This window comes from Bacillus sp. FSL M8-0049 (assembly GCF_038593355.1).
GTDB classification, from domain to species: Bacteria; Bacillota; Bacilli; order Bacillales; family Bacillaceae; genus Bacillus; species Bacillus safensis.
The window spans coordinates 1,110,864-1,132,292 of the sequence record NZ_CP151986.1 but is presented as its reverse complement, the minus strand read 5'-3'; the positions used below and the strand labels follow the sequence as shown (position 1 = coordinate 1,132,292).

Annotated in this window: 23 protein-coding genes; 7 read left to right on the top strand and 16 right to left on the bottom strand. The window is 40.1% G+C overall.

The features are described 5' to 3' along the window. The first annotated feature begins 56 nt into the window (after positions 1 to 56). Positions 57 to 800: a bis(5'-nucleosyl)-tetraphosphatase PrpE gene (prpE, locus tag NSU13_RS05685; RefSeq protein ID WP_120207294.1), complete on the top strand. Its 744-nt coding sequence runs from the start codon at positions 57 to 59 to the stop codon at positions 798 to 800. Positions 801 to 840: 40 nt separating this feature from the next. Here the strand turns inward: prpE and NSU13_RS05680 are convergent, their stop codons facing one another. From NSU13_RS05680 to NSU13_RS05665, 4 genes are all read right to left on the bottom strand, one after another. Then, positions 841 to 1,743 carry an RluA family pseudouridine synthase gene (locus NSU13_RS05680; RefSeq protein WP_252050345.1) on the bottom strand — a complete coding sequence of 301 codons (903 nt, stop codon included), beginning with the start codon at positions 1,741 to 1,743 and terminating at the stop codon, positions 841 to 843. An 8-nt stretch (positions 1,744 to 1,751) separates the two neighbouring features. Then, the gene (locus NSU13_RS05675) at positions 1,752 to 2,552 is read right to left on the bottom strand and encodes an NAD kinase (protein ID WP_003211364.1); all 801 of its coding nucleotides are present in this window, start codon (positions 2,550 to 2,552) and stop codon (positions 1,752 to 1,754) included. A gap of 63 nt (positions 2,553 to 2,615) precedes the next feature. Further along, complete coding sequence (locus NSU13_RS05670; RefSeq protein ID WP_024425028.1) at positions 2,616 to 3,245, bottom strand: GTP pyrophosphokinase family protein; 630 nt, start codon at positions 3,243 to 3,245, stop codon at positions 2,616 to 2,618. 33 nt (positions 3,246 to 3,278) lie between these two features. Then, complete coding sequence (locus tag NSU13_RS05665) at positions 3,279 to 3,644, bottom strand: hypothetical protein (RefSeq protein ID WP_034282045.1); 366 nt, start codon at positions 3,642 to 3,644, stop codon at positions 3,279 to 3,281. A gap of 234 nt (positions 3,645 to 3,878) precedes the next feature. Between NSU13_RS05665 and NSU13_RS05660 the strand changes: the two genes are divergently transcribed. From NSU13_RS05660 to NSU13_RS05640, 5 genes are all read left to right on the top strand, one after another. Next, positions 3,879 to 4,457 (top strand): CYTH domain-containing protein, encoded by a 579-nt coding sequence (locus tag NSU13_RS05660; protein WP_144496572.1) that lies wholly within the window; start codon positions 3,879 to 3,881, stop codon positions 4,455 to 4,457. A gap of 21 nt (positions 4,458 to 4,478) precedes the next feature. Further along, positions 4,479 to 5,246, top strand: a complete 768-nt coding sequence (locus NSU13_RS05655) for a lytic transglycosylase domain-containing protein (protein WP_034282051.1) — start codon at positions 4,479 to 4,481, stop codon at positions 5,244 to 5,246. 275 nt (positions 5,247 to 5,521) lie between these two features. Further along, on the top strand, positions 5,522 to 5,920 hold the full coding sequence (locus tag NSU13_RS05650; RefSeq protein WP_008355333.1) for a thiol management oxidoreductase: 399 nt from the start codon (positions 5,522 to 5,524) through the stop codon (positions 5,918 to 5,920). Continuing rightward, on the top strand, positions 5,917 to 6,828 hold the full coding sequence (locus NSU13_RS05645; protein ID WP_024425033.1) for a ClpXP adapter SpxH family protein: 912 nt from the start codon (positions 5,917 to 5,919) through the stop codon (positions 6,826 to 6,828). Before NSU13_RS05650 ends, NSU13_RS05645 begins: the two co-directional genes overlap by 4 nt. 295 nt (positions 6,829 to 7,123) lie before the next feature. After that, on the top strand, positions 7,124 to 7,297 hold the full coding sequence (locus NSU13_RS05640; RefSeq protein ID WP_024425034.1) for a hypothetical protein: 174 nt from the start codon (positions 7,124 to 7,126) through the stop codon (positions 7,295 to 7,297). A 107-nt stretch (positions 7,298 to 7,404) separates the two neighbouring features. Here the strand turns inward: NSU13_RS05640 and pepF are convergent, their stop codons facing one another. From pepF to mecA, 4 genes are all read right to left on the bottom strand, one after another. Beyond that, positions 7,405 to 9,231: an oligoendopeptidase F gene (gene pepF / locus NSU13_RS05635; RefSeq protein WP_282707040.1), complete on the bottom strand. Its 1,827-nt coding sequence runs from the start codon at positions 9,229 to 9,231 to the stop codon at positions 7,405 to 7,407. Positions 9,232 to 9,445: 214 nt separating this feature from the next. Then, complete coding sequence (locus NSU13_RS05630) at positions 9,446 to 10,606, bottom strand: competence protein CoiA family protein (protein ID WP_046310560.1); 1,161 nt, start codon at positions 10,604 to 10,606, stop codon at positions 9,446 to 9,448. Between the two features lie 162 nt (positions 10,607 to 10,768). Then, the gene (gene cls, locus NSU13_RS05625) at positions 10,769 to 12,289 is read right to left on the bottom strand and encodes a cardiolipin synthase (RefSeq protein WP_034282056.1); all 1,521 of its coding nucleotides are present in this window, start codon (positions 12,287 to 12,289) and stop codon (positions 10,769 to 10,771) included. 87 nt (positions 12,290 to 12,376) lie between these two features. Beyond that, on the bottom strand, positions 12,377 to 13,042 hold the full coding sequence (mecA, locus tag NSU13_RS05620) for an adaptor protein MecA (protein WP_024425038.1): 666 nt from the start codon (positions 13,040 to 13,042) through the stop codon (positions 12,377 to 12,379). 264 nt (positions 13,043 to 13,306) lie between these two features. On the opposite strand from mecA, the gene NSU13_RS05615 reads away from it, so the two are divergent. Next, on the top strand, positions 13,307 to 13,972 hold the full coding sequence (locus tag NSU13_RS05615; protein WP_034282060.1) for a TerC family protein: 666 nt from the start codon (positions 13,307 to 13,309) through the stop codon (positions 13,970 to 13,972). A 39-nt stretch (positions 13,973 to 14,011) separates the two neighbouring features. Here NSU13_RS05615 and spxA read toward each other — a convergent pair whose 3' ends face one another. The 8 genes from spxA to NSU13_RS05575 form a co-directional block, all read right to left on the bottom strand. Then, positions 14,012 to 14,407, bottom strand: a complete 396-nt coding sequence (spxA, locus tag NSU13_RS05610; RefSeq protein WP_003211421.1) for a transcriptional regulator SpxA — start codon at positions 14,405 to 14,407, stop codon at positions 14,012 to 14,014. A 193-nt stretch (positions 14,408 to 14,600) separates the two neighbouring features. Beyond that, positions 14,601 to 15,179 (bottom strand): GNAT family N-acetyltransferase, encoded by a 579-nt coding sequence (locus tag NSU13_RS05605; RefSeq protein WP_034282062.1) that lies wholly within the window; start codon positions 15,177 to 15,179, stop codon positions 14,601 to 14,603. A gap of 137 nt (positions 15,180 to 15,316) precedes the next feature. Next, on the bottom strand, positions 15,317 to 15,604 hold the full coding sequence (locus tag NSU13_RS05600) for a hypothetical protein (protein WP_061109673.1): 288 nt from the start codon (positions 15,602 to 15,604) through the stop codon (positions 15,317 to 15,319). A gap of 104 nt (positions 15,605 to 15,708) precedes the next feature. Further along, the gene (locus NSU13_RS05595; RefSeq protein WP_024425041.1) at positions 15,709 to 16,629 is read right to left on the bottom strand and encodes an ATP-binding cassette domain-containing protein; all 921 of its coding nucleotides are present in this window, start codon (positions 16,627 to 16,629) and stop codon (positions 15,709 to 15,711) included. Position 16,630: 1 nt separating this feature from the next. Next, positions 16,631 to 17,719, bottom strand: a complete 1,089-nt coding sequence (locus NSU13_RS05590) for an ABC transporter ATP-binding protein (protein ID WP_087975602.1) — start codon at positions 17,717 to 17,719, stop codon at positions 16,631 to 16,633. A 3-nt stretch (positions 17,720 to 17,722) separates the two neighbouring features. Then, a complete protein-coding gene (locus NSU13_RS05585) occupies positions 17,723 to 18,640 on the bottom strand; it encodes an ABC transporter permease (protein ID WP_342489924.1) in 918 nt (305 codons plus the stop codon). 3 nt (positions 18,641 to 18,643) lie between these two features. Further along, complete coding sequence (locus NSU13_RS05580; RefSeq protein WP_024425044.1) at positions 18,644 to 19,588, bottom strand: ABC transporter permease; 945 nt, start codon at positions 19,586 to 19,588, stop codon at positions 18,644 to 18,646. 116 nt (positions 19,589 to 19,704) lie between these two features. Further along, complete coding sequence (locus NSU13_RS05575; RefSeq protein ID WP_034282068.1) at positions 19,705 to 21,342, bottom strand: peptide ABC transporter substrate-binding protein; 1,638 nt, start codon at positions 21,340 to 21,342, stop codon at positions 19,705 to 19,707. Between the last annotated feature and the right edge of the window lie 87 nt (positions 21,343 to 21,429).

Here is a 21,429-nt window from a genome sequence, read left to right as displayed (position 1 = left end):
AAATTCAAACTTCTTTATATCCGACGAATGGATGAAAAAAATCAGGAGGAAACCTTATGAAATTCGATATTATTGGCGATATCCACGGCTGCTACGAAGAGCTGCTTACCCTCATACACAAACTAGGATACGAACTCAAACATGGATTACCCGTCCATCCTGATAAGAGAACGCTGGCCCTTGTTGGTGATCTAACAGATCGTGGACCTCAGTCAGTAGACGTCATGCGATTTGTCATTCATGCCTATTCACACGGCGCAATCCGCTATGTACCTGGCAACCATTGCTTTAAGCTTTATCGTTACTTAAAAGGAAATCCCGTCAAATTGCTTCATGGCATCGAAACCACAGTGAACGAAATAAAAAAACTGCCAATTCACGAACAAAACAAATTGTCACATGAATTTAAGCAGTTATTCGAGAAGGCTCCGCTTTATGATGTACTCATTCCTGATGAGCTGATTATTGCACACGCAGCGATGAAGGAAAAGGATATTGGAAAAAAGCCGAATAAACAGATGCGGTCCTATCTATTATTTGGTGCCGTCACTGGAGAAACATGGCCAGATGGACGGCCTGTTCGGAAGGACTGGGCAAAGGAGTATCACGGAAAACCGTGGATTGTGTATGGCCATACACCAGTAAAAGAACCTCGGTTCGTTGGCAGAACCGTCAATATTGACACAGGCTGCGTATTTGGCAACCAGCTGTCTGCCCTCACATACCCTGAGCTTAAAACAGTCTCCGTTCCTTCATCCATGCCTTATGATGAGTCAAGATTTCAGCATTTCACATCATAAAAAAACCGGCCCTGCGCTGCAGGTGACCGGGTTTCTCTATTTAAAAAAGCAATGATTTCATATCATCAGGAAGCGGGGCTGAAAATGTCATTTGCTCACCTGTCATCGGATGAGGAAATACAAGGGTTTCACTATGCAGTGCCTGCCGGTCTATCCGCTCGGTCGTTCCGCCATACAGCGTATCTCCGATGAGCGGATGCCCAAGAAATTGCATATGAACACGAATTTGATGTGTTCTCCCGGTTTCAAGCGAGAGAGACACATCCGACATGTTCAACTCAGCGATTACCGCTCGCACGGAATAATGCGTCACTGCGTTCTGCCCAGTATCATCAACCATCCGCTCGATGATACTATCCCCTTTTCGGGCAATTTTTGCAGCGATCGTTCCATGTTTTTCTGTGATTATGCCATGTGTAAACGCTCTGTATGTTCGCTTAACCGCTCCACTTTTTTGCGCCTTTGATAAAAGGCTATGGGCAAAGCGATGCTTCGCCACAAGCATGACGCCAGATGTGTCACGATCAAGACGGTTCACCAAATGAACCGTATGCCGAACAGACTGCTTGGCATAATGATGCAGCAATCCATTCGCAATACTGTGCTCAGGGTGCTCCCGAGAAGGGATTGAAGGAATATACGGCCTTTTATTCAGCACAAGGACATGCTCGTCCTCAAATATAATATCAAGTGGAATCGGTGCAGGCTTTAGTCCTTCACTCACTTTTTCCTCGGGAAATAAAATGGTGAGCCTGTCCCCTTCATGCAGCTCGCACTTCACGGTAACATGCTCTCCATTAATAAGGAGGTCACCGCCAGCAAACTTAATATCTGTCAGCATTCTTTTTGAAATGCCAAGATCAATTAAATATTCCTTTAAAAGCAGCCCTTCTTCTTTGGCTGTTATGGTTTTGTTTAACGTAAAGTATTCCAGCGGGAACAACCTCTTTCTTATTCTCCTTTTCCGATAAAGGAATCTTGCACCCTTTTCCAAAACGGAAACGGTCTAAATCTGGCAAAACGGACATTCTCGTCTGCCACCCGGCATTGAATGGATTTGACGTCTTTATGAAGCAGTGTTAAATGATCAATGGTCACCTGAAAATCCACATCATTCCTCGGCTTAATCACACAAGTATGGTGGTCAGGCAAAATAAGCGGTGAACCGACCGTCCGAAACACTCGGTTGTTGATTGAAGCCATTTCTGCCAGCTGAATGGCTCTAATGGAAGGGTGAATAATGGCGCCACCTAGTGCCTTATTATAGGCCGTACTGCCAGATGGTGTAGACAGACAAAGACCGTCACCTCTAAATGTTTCAAACAGCTGGCCTCTGATTTCAACATCTGCCACAAGTGTCCCTTCCATGCTTTTAATTGTACATTCATTCATTGCTAAATATTTCTCTTCTCTGCCGCCGTCATTGTATCTGACAATGACTTCTAAGATCGGATATTCCACAATATGATAAGGCGTTTTCGCAATGGCTAAGACGAGTTTTTCAATTTCACTCGGCACCCAGTCAGCATAAAAGCCAAGATGACCTGTATGAACACCGACAAAAGCCGTTTCATTTAGACGGTCGCTATAACGGTGAAACGCATAAAGAAGGGTGCCGTCTCCACCAACCGTAATGACAAGATCCGGTTCCTCTTCATTTAGTTCCATACCAAAATCCAATAAGTAAGTCTGAATTTTACTTTTGAGCGTGTCAGATACAGAATTCCCTTTTGAAGAAACTGCAAATTTCATGAATTCTTCTCCTTTTTCACCTTGCTGCTATGAGAGGGCAGCATCATATTTGATCAAACTGGCTCAGCTGTCGTTTTTCTTTTTCCGGGAAAATGCCACTTGTGCTTCTTGAATTTCCCCTCTAATTTCGGACATTTCTTCATCGAGACGAGATGCTGCCTCAGATGCTCTTTGAAGGCGCAGCTTGACCTTCTCCGGGATGTTCCCGCTATATTTATAATTCAGAGAATGCTCAATGGTCGCCCAAAAGTTCATCGCAAGCGTACGAATTTGGATTTCGACGAGGAGCTGTTTCTCTCCGCTTACGGTTTGCAGCGGATATAACACAACAAGGTGGTAAGAGCGGTATCCGCTTTCTTTATGTTCTGCAATATAGTCGCGTTTATCTACAACCACAAAATCTTTACGTGACTGGAGCATTTTTTTCACGACTTGTATATCTTCTACAAACTGGCACATAATGCGAAGCCCAGCAATATCCTGCATCGTTTCAATCTCATGCATCGGGATGTTTTTACGCTTTGCCTTTTCTAATATGCTGGCAACGGGTTTCACTCGGCCTGTGACAAATTCTACTGGTGAATGGTCATCCTCGAATTCATACAGCTTTCGAATGCCTTTTAGTTTCACTTTTAGTTCTTCGACTGCTTGTTTATACGGTGCGAGGAATTGATCCCATTGTTTTTTGTCCATGAAACTTCCCCCAATTCCATATACCTAATTATTTCAGAGGAATGTGCTTTTCACTTTCTCTTCCATATCTCCGTAATTGGCATTGTCTTTAATATTGTCGATTAAATAATGTAATTCCTGTTGAAGCTGAATGAGTTCCAGTGAATGTTCATCTGATGCCAAATAGACAGGGATGTCACGATTCATTGCTTCTTTTAATGGAGCCCATGTATGTTCCCCTAAAATAAGATACGAAAAGGACTCCTCGGTTTCAAGTATGTAAACGAACGCAAAGTGATCAGAATCAACAAGCATTTGTCCTGATGCTTTTGCTTTTTGGATTTGCTCTTCTGACTGGATTGTCAAAATCAGCCTGTCTTCTTTTAAAGTTGCTTCTGTGATTTCAATTCTGTTTTGCATCATGATCTCCTTTACAACAAAGTACAGCTTTATTTTATCATATCAAGTTCAATATTGATAAACCGAACTTTTTGAGAAAATCCTGTTTTTCTCTTTTAAATGATCCTTTCCCAAGATTCTTCATTCATTTTGGTCCATTCCTAAAGAAAATAGAGAGAAAAAAACAGTCTTTTACATGTTGAACACACTTCATGTACAATAATCATATTTCCTCTAATGAAAGGTTGATGTCAAATGGCACAGGAAATTGAAATCGAACTAAAGCAATTATTAATGAAAGAAGAATTTGAACAGCTGAAACAGCATTTTCAATTGAAGGATGCGGATTTCCATACGCAAACCAACTATTATTTTGATACACCTCAATTTGATATAAAATCTCAATTGGCTGCATTAAGAATGAGAGAAAAAAACGGTCAATGGGTGCTCACATTAAAGGAACCACACGAAATAGGCTTGCTCGAAACCCACCAAACGATTGCTCCCCCTTCTCAACTTGACGATTTTAAGCTGCCAGAAGGTGAAGTTGCAGACAGATTAGACCACCTGAACATTCTAAAGGATCAAATTGTGTTCTTTGGTTCACTTGAAACGTCAAGAGCAGAAAAAATGATCCAAGAAGGCTTAATTGTTTTGGATCACAGCCGATATTTAACAGTAGAGGACTATGAACTTGAATTTGAAGTGAGCGACCTGGAAATCGGACAAGCCGCTTTCTCCGCATTGCTCCGCAAATTTCATATTCCAGTACGAAACACAAAAAACAAAGTCGTTCGTTTTTATGAAGAAAAAATGAAAACACAGAATAGATGAATTCCTTGAAGGAGGAACATGATGAACGTTAATCAACTTCAATCCTTTATGCAGCTTCAAGCGCTTAAAACGTTACAGACAGATCCAGCACAAACGCAAATGTCTGGGGGTCAAGAATCGAATGCCCAAGCTTCATTTCAGTCGCTGCTGCAAGATTTTTTAGGCGGATCAGAATTATCACGTCTCCCGCTTTCCATCTCAGCTTTTTTGGGCACGGATCCATCAACGGCTCCAAACACGCAATATGCGCGTACAAACCCATATTTATCTGCCACTTCCGGCAGTGATCAGCTTGAGGCCCAATCTTTATATGCAAATGACAATCAATTAAATACAGCGAATGGCATTGGAAATGTCTTAAACAACAGCTACACGCCGCCGCTTCAAAAGGCTGTCTCAAGCAGCTCATCATCAAAAGAGATTAATCAAATCGTGTCACAAATGGCTCAAAAGCATGGCGTTCCCGAAAAGCTGATTCACGCGGTCATCAAGCAGGAATCCGGCTACCGCACAAATGCTGTCAGCCATGCAGGTGCGCTTGGACTCATGCAGCTCATGCCATCTACTGCTAAATCACTTGGCGTCAACAATGCCTTTGATGCGTCCCAAAACATTGAAGGCGGAACGAAGTATTTAAAACAAATGCTCAATAAATATAACGGAAATATCTCACTCGCCTTAGCTGCCTATAATGCAGGCTCAGGAAATGTAGATAAATACGGGGGCATTCCTCCATTTAAAGAAACACAAAATTATGTCAAGAAAATCACAGCTCAATATTTCGCTTAAACCGAAGAGAATAACCTCTTCGGTTTTTTGTATGTCGCTTTTCCCCCTTTTTTGACTGAATGTGTTATGATATGGTCAATTGATCACAGAATCCGATTCTCTCTTTATTTTGAGCAGACCAAAGCGGTTTGTTTGTGGAATTGAGATGAGGTTGTTAAAATAAGTACAAGAATAGAAACAATAAAATAGAACAAACTGAATATCACTTTTGAAATAAATGAAATGCGCAATAGGGTGAGTCATCCTATTAACTACGAGTAAAAGGAGTAGTCAACATGGTACAATCGTTTAACGCACCTTACGAAGCGGTTGGAGAGGAACTTCTATCGCAACTTGTTGATACTTTTTATGAAAATGTAAAGTGTCATCCTTTGCTTCATCCTATTTTCCCGGATGACTTAAAAGAAACAGCAAGAAAACAAAAACAGTTTTTAACGCAATATTTAGGCGGACCACCGCTTTATACAGAAGAGCATGGCCACCCAATGCTGCGAGCGAGACATCTCCCTTTTCCGATTACTGAGGAGCGGGCTGACGCATGGCTTGAATGCATGGAGGATGCAATGGATCAAGTAGGATTAACCGGCGATATTCGTGACTTTTTATTTGAACGGCTTTCTCTGACGGCTCGTCATATGGTCAACCAAACACCTGAAAAGGATGGACGATCTTGAGCTGCAATACGCACGATCAATATTTCTCACACTGTCACGGACATCCTCAAAAGCCGATTGAAATCTATGTATTCATTGATCCTCTAAGCCCAGACTGCTGGTTATTAGAGCCATCCATTAAAAAGTTGAAAATGAAATATGGCCGTTTTTTCACTTTACGAACGGTAACAAGTTCTAGTATTAATGCTTTGAATCGGAAAAGAAAGAAACATTTACTGACTGAAGCATGGGGGAAATTTGCCACTAAAACGCAGACTAAAAAAGAACAAATGCTGTCTGAACAAATTGTGACATCACCCTACCTCGCCTCACTCGCACTAAAAGCAGCGGAGCTTCAAGGCAGAAAATGCGGAATGAAATTTTTGCGTCTTATTCAAGAATCACTTTTTTGCCATCAGCAAGATGTCACAAGTGAGCAGGTACTGATAGAAAATGCAAAAAGTGCTGGTCTGGACATCGAGGAATTCCAGCGCGACATTCATTCTCAAAGTGCTGTGAAAGCACTGCAATGTGATATGAAAATTGCAGCTGAAATGGACGTATCTGAGCTTCCGACCTTCGCCTTTTTTAATACCGTAAATGGAGATGAAGGATTAAAAATTTCAGGTGCCTACTCTTATGATATATACGAGGAAATCCTTTTTGAAATGATTGGTGAAAAACCAACACCATCAGAACGTCCTCCAATTGAATGGTTTATTGCTTACTTTCAATTTGCTTCCGCAAAAGAGATAGCCGTTGTCTATGACCTGACGCTTGAAGAAGTTGAACGAGAAATGAAGAAGCTGGCTTTCGCTCAAAAGGTAGAACGTGTACAAGTGCAGCAAGAAATGTTTTGGCGCTATAAAGAGAATGACCACCATACAGATCTTGATGTCTATCGCTGTGAAAATGAACATGGGTGCTGACCCATGTTTTTCTTTACTCCAAAAAGGAACATTCGTTCCATTTATAAACACGAAGAAACCGCGCCGGGATAAGCGCGGTTTCACTATGTCTTAACGACAACAAAGGGGATGGGAGAAATTTTTCACGGTCAAACAAAGGGGTAATGTTTGTATGTGATTAATTTCACATCTGTAGTATATCAAATTTTGTCGACTTATGACAACAGATATACTATATGTTCATATTTTTGTCACAAAACATAAGAGGGTTGTCACTTTCATATAGTAAAAGTAACAAAAAAATGGGGGGATCTGCATGCGCAGCACAACTATTGGACTTGTTGCCATTGGCTTATGTTTCTTTTTAAATATATTAGGCTTAATGAAGATGCTTCCTCTTTATTTAACGTCTCCACTCTTATTTGCTTCGATTCTTTTTACGCTTTATCGAATGAATCACCGTAAGACCTTTAGAGGTTTTAAAGGTTGATGATTGACATGGAACGGCCTCGACATCTGAAGAGGTCTTTTTTTATGAGAAAAAAACTCCTGTCAAAAGATGAGATAGCACTCACACGTCTGACAGAAGTCTTTTCATTACTCACCTGTTTTGGAGATGAGCTCTTCCATTTCTTTTAGTTTTTCTTCGAACAATTGACATGCTGCTTCGATTGGTTCTTTAGAAGCCATATCAACCCCTGCTTTTTTCAGCACATTGATTGGATAATCAGAGCTTCCTGCTTTAAGGAAATCGGTATAGCGCTCTACCGCTGGTTTTCCTTCTTGTAAGATTTGCTTGCTTAATGCCTGCGCCGCACTATAGCCTGTCGCGTATTGATACACATAATAGTTGTAATAAAAATGAGGGATTCTCGTCCACTCTAATCCAATTTCCTTATCAACCACCATGCCGTCACCAAAGTACTTCTTGTTCAGGTCGTAATAAAGGTTTGTCATAAATTCTGGCGTTAAAGCCTCTCCTTCTTGTGCTTTCACATGAATAAGATGCTCAAACTCAGCAAACATCGTTTGTCTGAATACCGTTCCTCTAAATCCTTCTAACAAGTGGTTTAACACATACAAACGCTGCTTTTTATCGTCTAAATGATTGAGCAGGTATTCGCCTAGTAACGCTTCATTTGTAGTGGAAGCCACTTCAGCTACAAAGATACTATAGTTTCCATACGGATATGGCTGGTGCTTTCTTGTATAGTAGCTGTGTACAGAATGCCCAAATTCATGAGCCAGAGTAAACAAATTATCAATATTATTTTGCCAGTTCATGAGGATATATGGATTTGTACCATAGCTCCCAGATGAATAAGCACCGCTTCGTTTCCCTTTATTCTCATAAACGTCTACCCAGCGATTGTCGAGTCCTTCTTTTAACACGGACACATATTCTTCTCCTAATGGCGCTAACCCTTTCAGCATATAATCCTTTGCTTCATCATAGGTGAGCTTCATGCCAGCATCTTTCACAAGTGGTGTATACAAGTCGTAATTGTGCACTTCATCAAGCTTTAATACCTTTTTACGCAATTCAATATAGCGGTGTAATAACGGTAAATATTGATGAACTGTATCAATTAGATTGTCATACACTTCTTCCGGGATGCTGTTTCGTGATAATGCTGCTTCTCTTGCGGATTTGTAATTTCGCACTTTTGCATAAAAATTATCCTTTTTAATCGAACCGCTCAGTGTAGAAGCAAGTGTATTCTTATACTGATCATACGTTTTATACACAGCTTTAAAGGCATTCTTTCTCACTTCACGATCATCACTATTTAAAAATGTGATGAAGTTGCCGTGGGTAATTTTCTTTTCCTCTCCATTCTCATCCTTTACAGAAGGGAACGAAATATCGGCGTTGTTAAACATACTAAAGGTAGTAGATGAAGATGAAAGTGGTTCAGATGCCTCAGCTAATAAAGCTTCTTGCTCTTCACTTAAAATATGTGGACGCTCTTTATTAATTTCTTCGAGAGCATGTGAATACAGTTTTAATTCTTCTTTTTCTAGTATGAATTGCTGCAATTTATCTTCTTGAATCGATAAAATCTCTGGAACAATATAAGCAGATGTACTAGAAAGCTGTGTAAATAGATTCGATGCCTTATCATTTAACGCCTGAAATGATGAGTTCGTTGTATCTTCATCATATTTCATGTGCGCATATGTATAAAGCTTGCCAAGCTTTTCAGAAAGTTGATCCTGAAAGGTGAGGGCTTCATACAGAACATCAGCAGAATGGGCCAGCTTTCCTTTAAACTGGGCCAGCTTCGGAATTTCTTTTTTGACCGCTTCGAATTCCTTGTTCCATGCATCGACGCTTTCAAAAATATCTTCAAGACGCCATTTGTTTTCTTCTTTTACTTCGCTTCTGTCTGGTAAATGATTGTTTTTGTTTTGTGAAGTCATATGAATCCCCCTTGCATGAGTTGTGTTAAACCAACCTTTCGGAAAGTGAAAGAAATTGGTGTTGTATTTATCTTCTTTGTTTTGAACTATATTTGTCAAATCATATGCAGAAATAAATACCAAACAGACTAAAAAAATGAGGAAAAAGCGTTTCTTTTGATTCAATAGCAACACCACCTTTTTCTTATCATGATCAAAGTGGTCATGAAACATGCTAATGAAATAAGAAAGCATCTCGTTTTAACACTTCATCTAGTGTTCGTATAGGCATTTGATTCGACGATACTTCATAATTACCCTCTTTCGTCATATGTAAAAACCCTTGTCTTACAAGCGCATTTACATATGCAGTGACCACCTCTTTTATTTCTTCTCTTGAAACATCGCCATATCGGAGTTTCACTTCTTTCATTTGCACACAGCGATTGATTTCCATCATCAGCTGTTGAATCGTCACTCTTCCGCTTCCTTTTTTCCGCATCATCCAATCATAGAGACACCCTTGCCAAACATACACGGGACTTGTAAAGATATACGCTTCTTGCACCGGAATAAATAATTCAGTTGGCAAAAAAGGGAATGCCGTATGATGATGCTCATAAAAAATATTTCTCAAACGTTTGCTTTCATTTGATAAACTGCGAGGAGGACGCTGCCTAAATTGCTGTATACATTTAATCCATTGTTGGTTTACTTGACGCTTGCTGGAAGGCAGAGATAGAAGTGCCGGAATATCACGGTATGCTGAAGGTGGTCTGACAGTCATGGCCGCACATATTTTCGTTGGTTGAAACACGAGGAATTGATCAAGATGGATGAACCTTTTCTGGATCGGGCAGAAAAAAATCAAGCGCCTTTCCTCTGATTCCCTTAAAATTCCCCAATGAATGGAGGAGAAAGAAAAAAGCTGGGCAGATTTTCGGTTTAAACGATTTGCCCCTATCATCCATATGGGAAAGAGCCCTGCCTCGCGGAGACCTGCTGTTCTTCTGCGAAGCTCTTGCCGGGAAATATTTGCACATTGAAATTCAATTGCATAGTTTTCATTTCCTATAGAGACGGTCACATCAGGACGCTGATGAATATTTGACATATACTTTTCCAGCGCCGGTTTATGTCCAAGCCCCTTCAGCCAATTCATAATGGCTTCCTTTCCCGCCTGATGATAAGCCGTTTCGCCTGAAGCTAGCGGACATGCTGTCAGCTGTTTATGCGCAAAATGATAGACACGATGCTCCCCTAGCTTTAATTGCACCTCCTCCCTGCACTCAGGACAATAAAATTTGCACGTCGTTCTTACATGCTCCAGACGGCTTTTCGATAGATGATGTGTCATTCGGATAAGCTTACCGTTATCCATAATTGCTGCATTCATTCAGTTCGCCCCTCGCTCTTTGATGAGCGTATTATAGCTTGTTCGTCTTTAAGGAAGCGAATAGACAAAATGAATTTTTATCGTGTCAAAAGATGATTTTACTGATCATTTCCTTAGTAAAATCAAAAATCCCCCTTATAGAAAAGGGGGAAAATACAATCTTTATAAAAGTGGTGATAATAATCTTGCTGTTGATTCAAACAGTCTGACCCCCAAGGGTCTCTTTGCAAACTCTTCTGGAACAATTTCATGTGACTGCTCTAAATCACCTAAGAAATCATTGACGAGCTTCTCGGTGCTTTTTGTTTTATAGAGGAAGGCATTCACTTCAAAGTTCAAATGAAAGCTTCTCATATCCATGTTTGCCGTTCCTATCGAAGCCAGCTCGCTATCCACAATAATAAATTTACTATGCATAAAGCCTTGATCATACTCGTATACCTTTGCTCCTGCGTCAAGAAGCTCCGGGAAGTATGAACGAGATGCATGGAAAACAATCCGTTTATCTGGATTCTTTGGAGCAATAATCCGTACATCTACTCCGCTCAATGCGGCAATTTTCAATGCGGACAAAATATCATCATCCGGCACAAAATACGGTGAAGCGATCCAGATGGACTTTTTGGCGGAGATGATCATGGAGAAAAAGAGATTTTTAATGACCTCCCACTGCTTGTCAGGCCCGCCAGCAATCATTTGTACGCCTTCTGTTGTACTCTCAAGGTGGCTGAAATCTTTGAAATAGTCCACACCAGAGCATCTTTCATTCGTCATATAGTACCAATCCTGCATGAAAATCTGCTGGAGGTCACGAACAGCTTCGCCCTTAATCATCAAATGAGTATCACGCCAGAATCCATATTGTCTGCTTCTGCCCATGTACTCGTCTCCAATGTTAAGCCCGCCGACAAATCCCACTTCCCCATCAATTACGACAATTTTTCTATGATTTCGGAAGTTGATTTTATTATTTAAAAGGGGGAGCCTTACTGGTAAAAACGGAACGATCTGAACGCCAGCCTTTTCTAGGTCAGCAATATATTGACGGGAGAGCTTTAAGCTTCCTACATCGTCATATAAAAAGCGGACAATCACGCCATTTTTCGCTTTTTCAATGAGAATGTCCTTTAATTCTTGGCCAAGGTCGTCGTGGCGGAGAATGTAATATTCTAAATGAATGTGATGAGTTGCTTTTTTAATCTCTTCAAAAATATGAGAGAATGTTTCTTCACCATTGGTTAAGACTTTAGAGGACGTGCGATATGTAATAGGAGTATGTCCGAGTCTGTGGGCCAGCTTAAATAAGAGCTGCTGATGATCACCCATATGCGTCATTTTTTCAATCGCTTCTCTATGGATACGTTCATCTTCCTGAATTAACTTCTCGTCCAATACCGCCTTCTTTTCAAACAGCCGGCGCTTTTTGATATTGCGTCCAAAGAAAATGTAGAACAAAAAGCCGAATAACGGAAAGCTGCCAAGCAGGACAAGCCATGTAATCGTTTGAGACGGATTCCGGTTCTCCAAGAAAATAACAAATCCGATGAAAATAATCGATAAAGTAAATAGAACACTCACAGAACTTAATACACTTACCGCTAAATCACCGACAATCAATTGGATGATTAAATAAGCACCTACCGTAATGATTAGAAAAAATAGAACTTTGACTACATTTCTCATTTCATTTTTCTCCTTGCCGATCTCTTTATTTACCTATTCATTCAGATAAAAAAGCCGATTCCTCTATAGAAATCGACTTTTTGTTAGTTACGAGAAGTGCTGTTGAATCGTTTCAAGGGCATTCCCTTCGATAATCAGCTGACCGTATTCTTTCAGTCTGTAGATGCTGACCACTGATTCATGAGCATATTCAAGCAAAATGCTGAGCTTATTCTCCACTTGCTCATCTGACAAATCCTCGTGGAAGTCAACATATAGATAATAACGGTTTTCAAACGAATATAAACTTGTGGTAAAATCCTGCATATTTAATTGAGAAAGTGCAATCAAATCTTCAAAGTCATCCATTTTCAATACGAATTGAAGTTGAAGTTTTTTGTCCTTCTCATTATGGTCTTCTTGATCTTGCTCTTCTTTATGAAAATCATCAAGCAGTGCGTCTAAGCTTTCTTCATCTGTTTGATCTTTTTTATCTTCTGGAATCGGCAATTCGAGCTTTTGTCCATCTTTAGAAAGTTGGGCTTTTGTCACGACAATTTCAAGACCTTTGTCAAGTGCCTGTACTTGAATCCAAAGCGGTCCCTCTACTGCAAATTCTTCTTCTTCGTGCACTTCGTCCATTACTTCCCAAAACAGCTCTTCACTGCGCTCACGATTGTACCAGATCTCTTCACGGTCAAATCCGCGATCTTCAATATCACCGTAGGAAATATAAAATTTGACTGTATGTTCATTTATTCTTTCGATTTCCATTTTGCCAACCTTCCCTTCTATATAAGATGTTGAAGGGACATACAAGCTCCCAATTAATAGTACTTTACTACACTTTACCCGTTCCGTCTACATGTTAACCGTTTAAAGAATTGAGGTATTGCTTCGTACTGTCTATTTTATGATAAAACATGAATAAAAGAAATAAAAACGCATTTTTTGCAGAGAAAACTTGCAGAAACATATATTTGAATTGTCCTCATATATTGGTTGTACGAGCTCTATTTGGGACATGAGGTGAAATAGATGGAAACAGAGTGGATCGTATCCTTATTGATGATTATTGGCATAGACCTAATTTTAGGCGGAGATAATGCGCTCATTATTGCGATGGCGAGTCGCAGTTTATCACATGACAAACGCAATAAAGCCATTTGGATCGGCACTCTTTTAGCCGTGTTGATGAGAATTACAATGACTGGTGCCGCCGTTTATTTATTGACTATCCCTTATTTGCAGTTTATTGGCGGTCTTTTTCTCCTTTATATAGGATACAATCTGTTAATTGAACAAAAGAAGGAATCGATTCGGATAAAGAGCAGCGGCTCCCTTTGGCGTGCGGTTCAAACCATTGTGATTGCTGACCTCTTTATGTCACTTGATAATGTCATCGCAGTTGCAGGTGCAGCAAAAGGCAACATGCTTCTGACCGCTTTTGGCCTCATGATTTCTGTACCGATTATTATTTGGGGAAGCAAGCTGATTCATGCAGCTTTAACAAAATTTCCGTTTCTTTTATACGGAGGAAGTGCTCTCTTGGCCTTTACAGGGGGTGAAATGATTGTGCGTGATGTGAAATTGGCTGAATTTATGGCACAGCATGCCACGCTTGAATTGATGCTTCCGTTTTTAACCGTCATAGTGGTCATATTAGCGAGCCTCTTTTACGAACAAACGGCTGAAAATAAATAAAAAAAGCTGCCAAATGATCGGCAGCTTTTTATGTTTTTATTAGTTAGCAAGTCGCTGAGCTTCTCTTAGTTGGAATGTACGAACCGTTCTTGGTAAGAAACGTCTAATTTCATCTTCATTGTACCCAACTTGTAATCTTTTTTCATCCAAGATAATTGGACGACGCAAAAGACCTGGATGCTCATTGATTAGTTTATACAATTGTTGAAGCGGCATTGTCTCAACATTGACATTTAGTTTTTGGAATACTTTTGAACGTGTTGAGATAATTTCGTCTGTACCGTCTTCTGTCATTCGAAGAATTTCTTTGATTTCATCGATTGAAAGAGGCTCAGAAAAAATGTTTCTCTCTTGATATGGGATATTGTGCTCTTCTAACCACGCTCTTGCTTTTCTACATGATGTACAGCTTGGTGATGTGTATAATGTTACCATAAATCTTCACTCCTCAATTTGTAGAATGAATATTGATCTGTATTCTTAAATTAAAATTGTTCTAAATAAGTAATCTTTATAGTGATTATACTATAAAAAAGTAAGTGTGAACAGATTTTCTTGCAATTTTTGTGACAAAAACTAGACAATTTCATTCATTTTGTCGTGCTGCTGGATGTCAGAACATTCTCATTTACTCGAGATGATCGAAAATATTTTTTTGCTTTCTATTTTCAATGATCTTCAATACATCATCAACATCCTCATACGATTGTCCATACCATTCTTCATCTTTATACGTATGGATTCGTTCATAGGTCTTCCTCATGGCTTCCATGATCTCTTCCTCATGATTTGTAAGAGGCGACCAATAAAGAATTTCCATGCGGTTCACTTCATTTGTTGCAAGTGACCTGCGTTTATAACCGATTGATTCTGCATGCTTGAAGTGCTCTCTTTGGTAAAACTTTAGGCGTTTTGCAGTATCTGCATCATCTTCATCTACAGGCTCGACCTCAAGCAAGATCGGTTTCTTTTTTTCCTTCAGCTTATGAATAAGCTTTGACCCGAGGCCTTCACCTCTTGCATCTTTGGAAACAAATAAATAATCAATAAAGATGAAAGAATCAAATTCGGCGTACATCATCACATGATGAGGTCCTTCCTCCTTATGATAAATATCACTTCTTTCCTTTAATAAAGCTTCCATATGCTCTTTTGACTTCATTTCTTCTATCGGGAAGTATTCACTGAGCTTTTCATACCAATTCATGGATCTGCTCCTTATGCTATAGTTAAGAACCACTTCCTTAGATATTCCCGATTTCCTGCTATTTAAACGCCTGTACTAGTAAGACGCAGCAAAGTCTTAAGTAGTTTCACTTTTTTTCAATTAACGCAAAAAAAGTTTTATAACGAACGATTCATGACGAGTTGAATACAGACAAACAGGATAATTGTCATCGCAATTTGAAGCATAATGAAATAAAGATATTTTACGCGCCATGCTTCATGCTTCTGACCGCTTGTCTTTCGGTTAAGCATATATTCCATTGAAAAAGACACAATCCCAATGAGTACCATAAACGCGAGCATCCACTTTCCTCCGTTTGGTTTCCTGAAAAAAGACGTTGAAAAAAGCATGAATACAATGAGAACATGAAGCAATGAATAACGAAAGGTTTTCCAATTTAACATTTGATTTCCTCCGGTATCTGCTTGTACTTAACTAAAAATTACCATCATCTTCTTTTTTTGTAAAATAAAAAAAGAAGCACTGACTTAGCAGTGCTTCTTCCTTCTTATGATTGTTTCGCCTGTAGCTCTTTGAATTCTTCCTCTGTGCAGCTCACAAAGTGACCTGGCTTCACTTCACGGAACTCGGTGTTTGTTCCTTTGTGAACAGATGGATCATACTTGATTCGTTTGCGGTTACGCTCATAATCAGGATCTGGAAGCGGAATCGCAGACAGCAATGATTTTGTATATGGATGAAGCGGGTTTTCGTATAATTCATTCGCTGGTGCCAGCTCAACCAATTTTCCAAAATACATCACACCGATACGATCGCTGATGTATTTTACCATGGACAAGTCATGAGCAATGAATAAGTACGTTAAACCTTTTTCCTCTTGAAGCTCTTTCAATAAATTGACGACCTGCGCTTGGATCGACACGTCTAATGCAGAGATTGGTTCATCGGCGATGATGAAATCCGGCTCTACTGCTAATGCACGTGCAATTCCGATACGCTGTCTTTGACCGCCTGAGAATTCATGCGGGTATCTGTTCGCGTGCTCTTTGTTCAAGCCAACAGTTTCAAGTAATTGGTACACACGCTCTTTACGCGCCTGTTTTGTTTTTGCAAGGCCATGAATGTCGATGCCCTCTGCAATGATATCAAGCACTGTCATTCTAGGGTTGAGTGAAGCATATGGATCTTGGAAGATCATCTGCATTTGACGGTTGAACTCAAGCATTTTTTGTCTTGATTTCTTCCCGTGTACATTTTCTCCCTTATAAAGAACTTCACCATCTGTCGCATCATAAAGTCTAATGATCGAACGGCCCGTAGTGGATTTACCACAACCAGACTCACCTACAAGACCAAGCGTTTCACCTTTGTAAATATCAAATGAAACCCCATCAACTGCTTTCACAGTTCCTCTTGCTGTATGGAAATGCTGCTTCAAATTTTTGATTTCTAACAGTTTTTCTGCCATGCTATTCACCCTCTTTTACTAATACAGGTTTTTCGTAGCTACCTTCTAGTTCACGCATTCTCGCCTTTACAGAAGCAGGCGGTTCAACTTTAGGTGCATTCGGATGAAGTAGCCATGATTTCACATAATGCGTATCTGATACTTTGAACATTGGCGGTTCTTGTTCAAAGTCAATTTTCATTGCATAATCGCTGCGGAGTGCAAATGCATCTCCTTTCGGCGGGTTTGTCAGATCTGGCGGTGTTCCTGGAATGGCAGTCAGCTTTCCTTCATCTCCGCCATCTGTGTCAAGACTCGGCATGGATGCTAAAAGTCCCCATGTATACGGATGCTTTGGATTGTAGAAAATTTCATCGACAGTCCCTGTCTCCACAATCTGTCCTGCATACATAACAGCTACACGATCAGCGACGTTGGCAACAACACCTAGATCATGCGTAATAAAGATAATCGAAGTGTCAACCTTTTGCTGAATTTCTTTCATTAATTCTAAAATTTGTGCCTGAATTGTTACATCAAGTGCAGTCGTCGGCTCATCGGCAATCAGCAGCTTTGGATCTGCAGCAAGCGCCATGGCGATGACAACCCTTTGTCTCATCCCGCCACTAAATTCGTGCGGATATTGTTTAATTCTTTTTTCGGGCATTGGAATTCCAACGAGCTCCAATAGTTCAATGGCTCTTTTTTCAGCCGCTTCTTTTGAAATTTGTTCATGCTTGAACAGCACTTCTGTAATTTGTTTCCCCACTTTCATCGTTGGATTCAAAGACGTCATCGGATCTTGGAAGATCATTGAGATGTCTTTTCCTCGAATGGTTTGCATTTGTTTTTCAGTTTTCTTGACAATATCTTGGCCATCAAACAGGATCTGTCCGCGCTTGAAATAACCTGGCGGCATCGGAATTAATCTCATGATCGCTTGTGATGTCACACTTTTACCAGAGCCAGATTCACCTACAATAGCAAGTGTCTCGCCTTTATTTAAGTGGAAGTTCACACCACGAATGGCTTGAACCTCTCCACCATATGTTTTAAATGAGATTGCAAGGTCTTTCACCTCTAGAATACGTTCACGTTCCATCCTAATCACTCCTTATTTACGCAACTTCGGATCTAAAGCGTCTCTTAGTCCGTCTCCAACCACGTTAAAACCAAACATTGTAATACAGATAAATGCGGCTGGGAACCATAATCTCCAAGGGTAATACGTCATGGCTGGAATTCCGTCAGACGCCATTGTTCCCCAGCTCGCTAACGGAGCCGGTACACCAAGCCCTAGGTAGCTTAGGAATGCCTCTGTGAAGATAGCAGAAGGAATCGTTAATGTCATCGTCACAAGGATTGGTCCCATTGAGTTTGGAATTAAGTGTTTAAATAAAAGTCTAGATGTTTTCGCACCTAATGTTTGTGCTGCAAGAACGTATTCTTGACTCTTTAATTGTAAAACCTGTCCCCGAACAATACGTGCCATGTTAATCCAGCCTACGACTGTCATGGCGAGGATAATCGTTAATAATCCTTTTGGCAGAACAACCATCATTAAGATAACCATTAATAGTGTTGGAATTGCCCATAAAACGTCTGCGATACGCATCATCACTTCATCTGTACGGCCGCCTTTGAATGCAGCAATACTTCCCCAGATAATACCGATAATCACGTCAAGCACCGCTGCAGCAAGCCCGATAAAGATCGAAATTCTTGCCCCGACCCATGTACGGACAAACATGTCACGTCCTAAATCATCTGTACCAAACCAGTGTTCTTTTGAAGGCGGCTGGTCAGCATTCAGCAAATCAGTCGTAGAGTAATCGTATTTAGAAAACATCGGAACAAAGATGGCCAGCATCACGATAATAAAAATGATTGTAAGTCCAACCATTGCAAGTTTATTGGCACAGAAGCGAAGCATGGCATCCTTCCATAAAGATAGACTAGGTTTAGAAATTTTTTCAGATTCTGCTGCGTCAGCTGTCGCAGGCACAAATAAATCTTTTCTCATCTCTTCCATGTGTTAGACCCCTTTCTTCGCCTTCGTCAGTTTAATTCTAGGATCGATAATACCGTAGAGGACGTCAACGACTAGAATACTGATTAATAGAATAATACTGTAGAAGACTGTGACACCCATGATGACGGTGTAATCACGGTTTGTAATGCTTGTGACAAAGTGAGAGCCTAAGCCAGGAATACCAAAAATCTTCTCAACGACAAAACTACCTGTTAAAACTGAAGCAGCCATTGGTCCCATGTATGTGATAACAGGTAACAATGCGTTTCGGATGGCGTGTTTGATCGTCACAGCAGATTTTGTTAATCCTTTCGCTCTAGCCGTTCTAATGTAGTCACTATTTAGTACTTCAAGCATACTTGACCGTGCAAGTCTAGCGATAAATGCCATTGGCATGAAGGAAAGTGCAATAGAAGGTAGTACGGTGCTTGCCCAAGACTCCCATCCTGCAACTGGGAAGATCGCTATAATACTTGCCTCAGATGCAAATACATATTGTAGTAGCGCCGCTAAAATGAAACTTGGAACTGAAATTCCAAAGATCGTTAAAATGGCAATCGTATAGTCTTGCCATTTGTTATGATAGAGCGCTGCAAGGACCCCAAACAATACACCAAATGCTAATGCGAGGAGAATTGCCTCAATTCCGAGGGTAAAGGAAACGGGGAATCCAGAACTGATTAAGTCATTTACGGTTTGTCCTTTATATTTAAATGAGGGACCAAAATCTAATGTTGCAACTGAACCTAGGTAGTTTACATATTGAACAAATAAGGGCTTGTCCAATCCGTAGTGCTCGTTTAGGTTTGCTTCAATTTCAGCAGGAAGTTTCTTCTCACCAGAGAATGGACCACCAGGTGCTGCCTGCATGAGAAAGAAAGTTGCAGTTACAATAACAAACAGTGTGATTAAAATATATATTAATCGCTTACCGATATATTTAAGCAACGGAATTGCACCTCCATGATTTTACAACAATTTCTCTAATCAGCAAGAAAGGTATATGGAGAGACATCCTCCATATACCTTAAGATCCTTGCCGTAGATCTCTTACACTATTACTCTTACTTTTCGAAATGTGCCCATTTGTATTGAACATCACCTAGTCCAGATACAACTACACCTTTAAGTTTTGGATCTTGTACCCAAAGCTGAGTGTAGAAGTAAATTGGTGCTATAGGCATATCGTTGATGATGATTTCTTCTGCTTTTTTCAGCATTTCTTCACGCTTCGTTTTATCTGTTTCTTTTGCAGAATCATTCAACAATTGTTTGTACTCTTTGCTTTCCCATCCAGTGTCGTTGTTTCCGCCGTCTTTATCTTTGTAAAGCTCAAGGAAGTTCACTGGATCGTTGAAGTCACCTAACCAGCCCATACGTCCGATTTGGTAATCTCCGCTGTGGATTTTGTCGATGTATACGTTCCACTCAGAGTTATCAAGTTCAACTTTCACACCTAAATCTTTTTTCCACATTTCTTGAATTGCTTGTGCAATCTTTTGGTGGCCTTCATCTGTGTTGTAAGAAAGTTTCAATGTTGGAAGATCAGAAACAGACTTATAACCTAATTCTTTCGCACCTTTTTCAAGAAGCTTTTTAGCTGTATCTACATCGTGATCTTTGAAGTAGCCAGTTTTGTTATCTGTGAATCCTTCCATTGTTGGTGGAACGATTGCCATTGCTGGAACTTGTTCACCTTGCGTAATTTTGTCAACGATCGCTTGACGGTTGATTGAGTATGCAAGGGCCTTACGGATGTTTGCATTGTTTAAAGGTTTTACTTCTGTGTTGAATTTGTAGTTATAGATACCAGCGATCGTCTGGATTTTCAGACCGCCTTCTTTTTTCAATGTTTTTAAAGACTCAGTTGGAAGGCTTCCAGTTGGAGAACCAGCCCAGTCAAGCTCGCCTTTTTTGAACATGCTAAGCTCAGTGTTTGTATCTTTGATCATAGACATGTTGATTTTTTTCAATTTCACAGTATCTTTATCCCAGTATTCATTGTTCTTTTCAAGCGTGATAGAACCGCCATGTTTCCATTTAGAAAGAACGAATGGTCCGTTAGATACGTAGTTTTCACCAGCATTTGTGTACCAGTTTTTATTCTTTTCAGCCACTTTTTTGTTGACTGGCATATAAGTATAGAATGCAGTTAGTTCAGTAAAAAACGGTGTTGGGTTTTCTAGCTCAACTACAAGCGTTTTGTCGTCTTTAGCTTTAATGCCAACATCAGCAACTTTCGCTTTCCCTTTGTTCGCTGCTTCAGCACCTTTAATATAGTAAAGCTGGTAAGCATATTGAGATTCATTTTTAGGATCTAATGCCCATTTCCAAGCATATTCGAAATCTTCTGCTTTTACAGGGTCGCCATTAGACCATTTTGCATCACGAAGTGTGAATGTATAAGTTTTACCATCAGCACTTGTTTTGATATCAGAAGCCATTGCATTTTCTGGCTTTCCTTCAGCGTTAATTCTTGTTAACCCTTCAAAAGTCTGACGGATGACACTACCTGAAGTTGAATCATTTGCCAATCCCGGATGTAGAGAAAAAGGCTCAGTGGAGATATTCACATTTAATGTTGTTTTAGCCTCTCCAGAACTGCTCGTGCTGTCGCCTGATTTGTTTCCGCTGAAACCACAAGCGCTTAATACAAGTGTGAAAATAAGCATTAAAGTAACAACAGACCAACGCTTTTTCAACTGTATTCCCCCTTATAATATGTTTTTAGTTCAAAGGTCTCGATAGAAGATGAGATTCAGATTTAAGAAATAGCGTAAAAAAGTCCC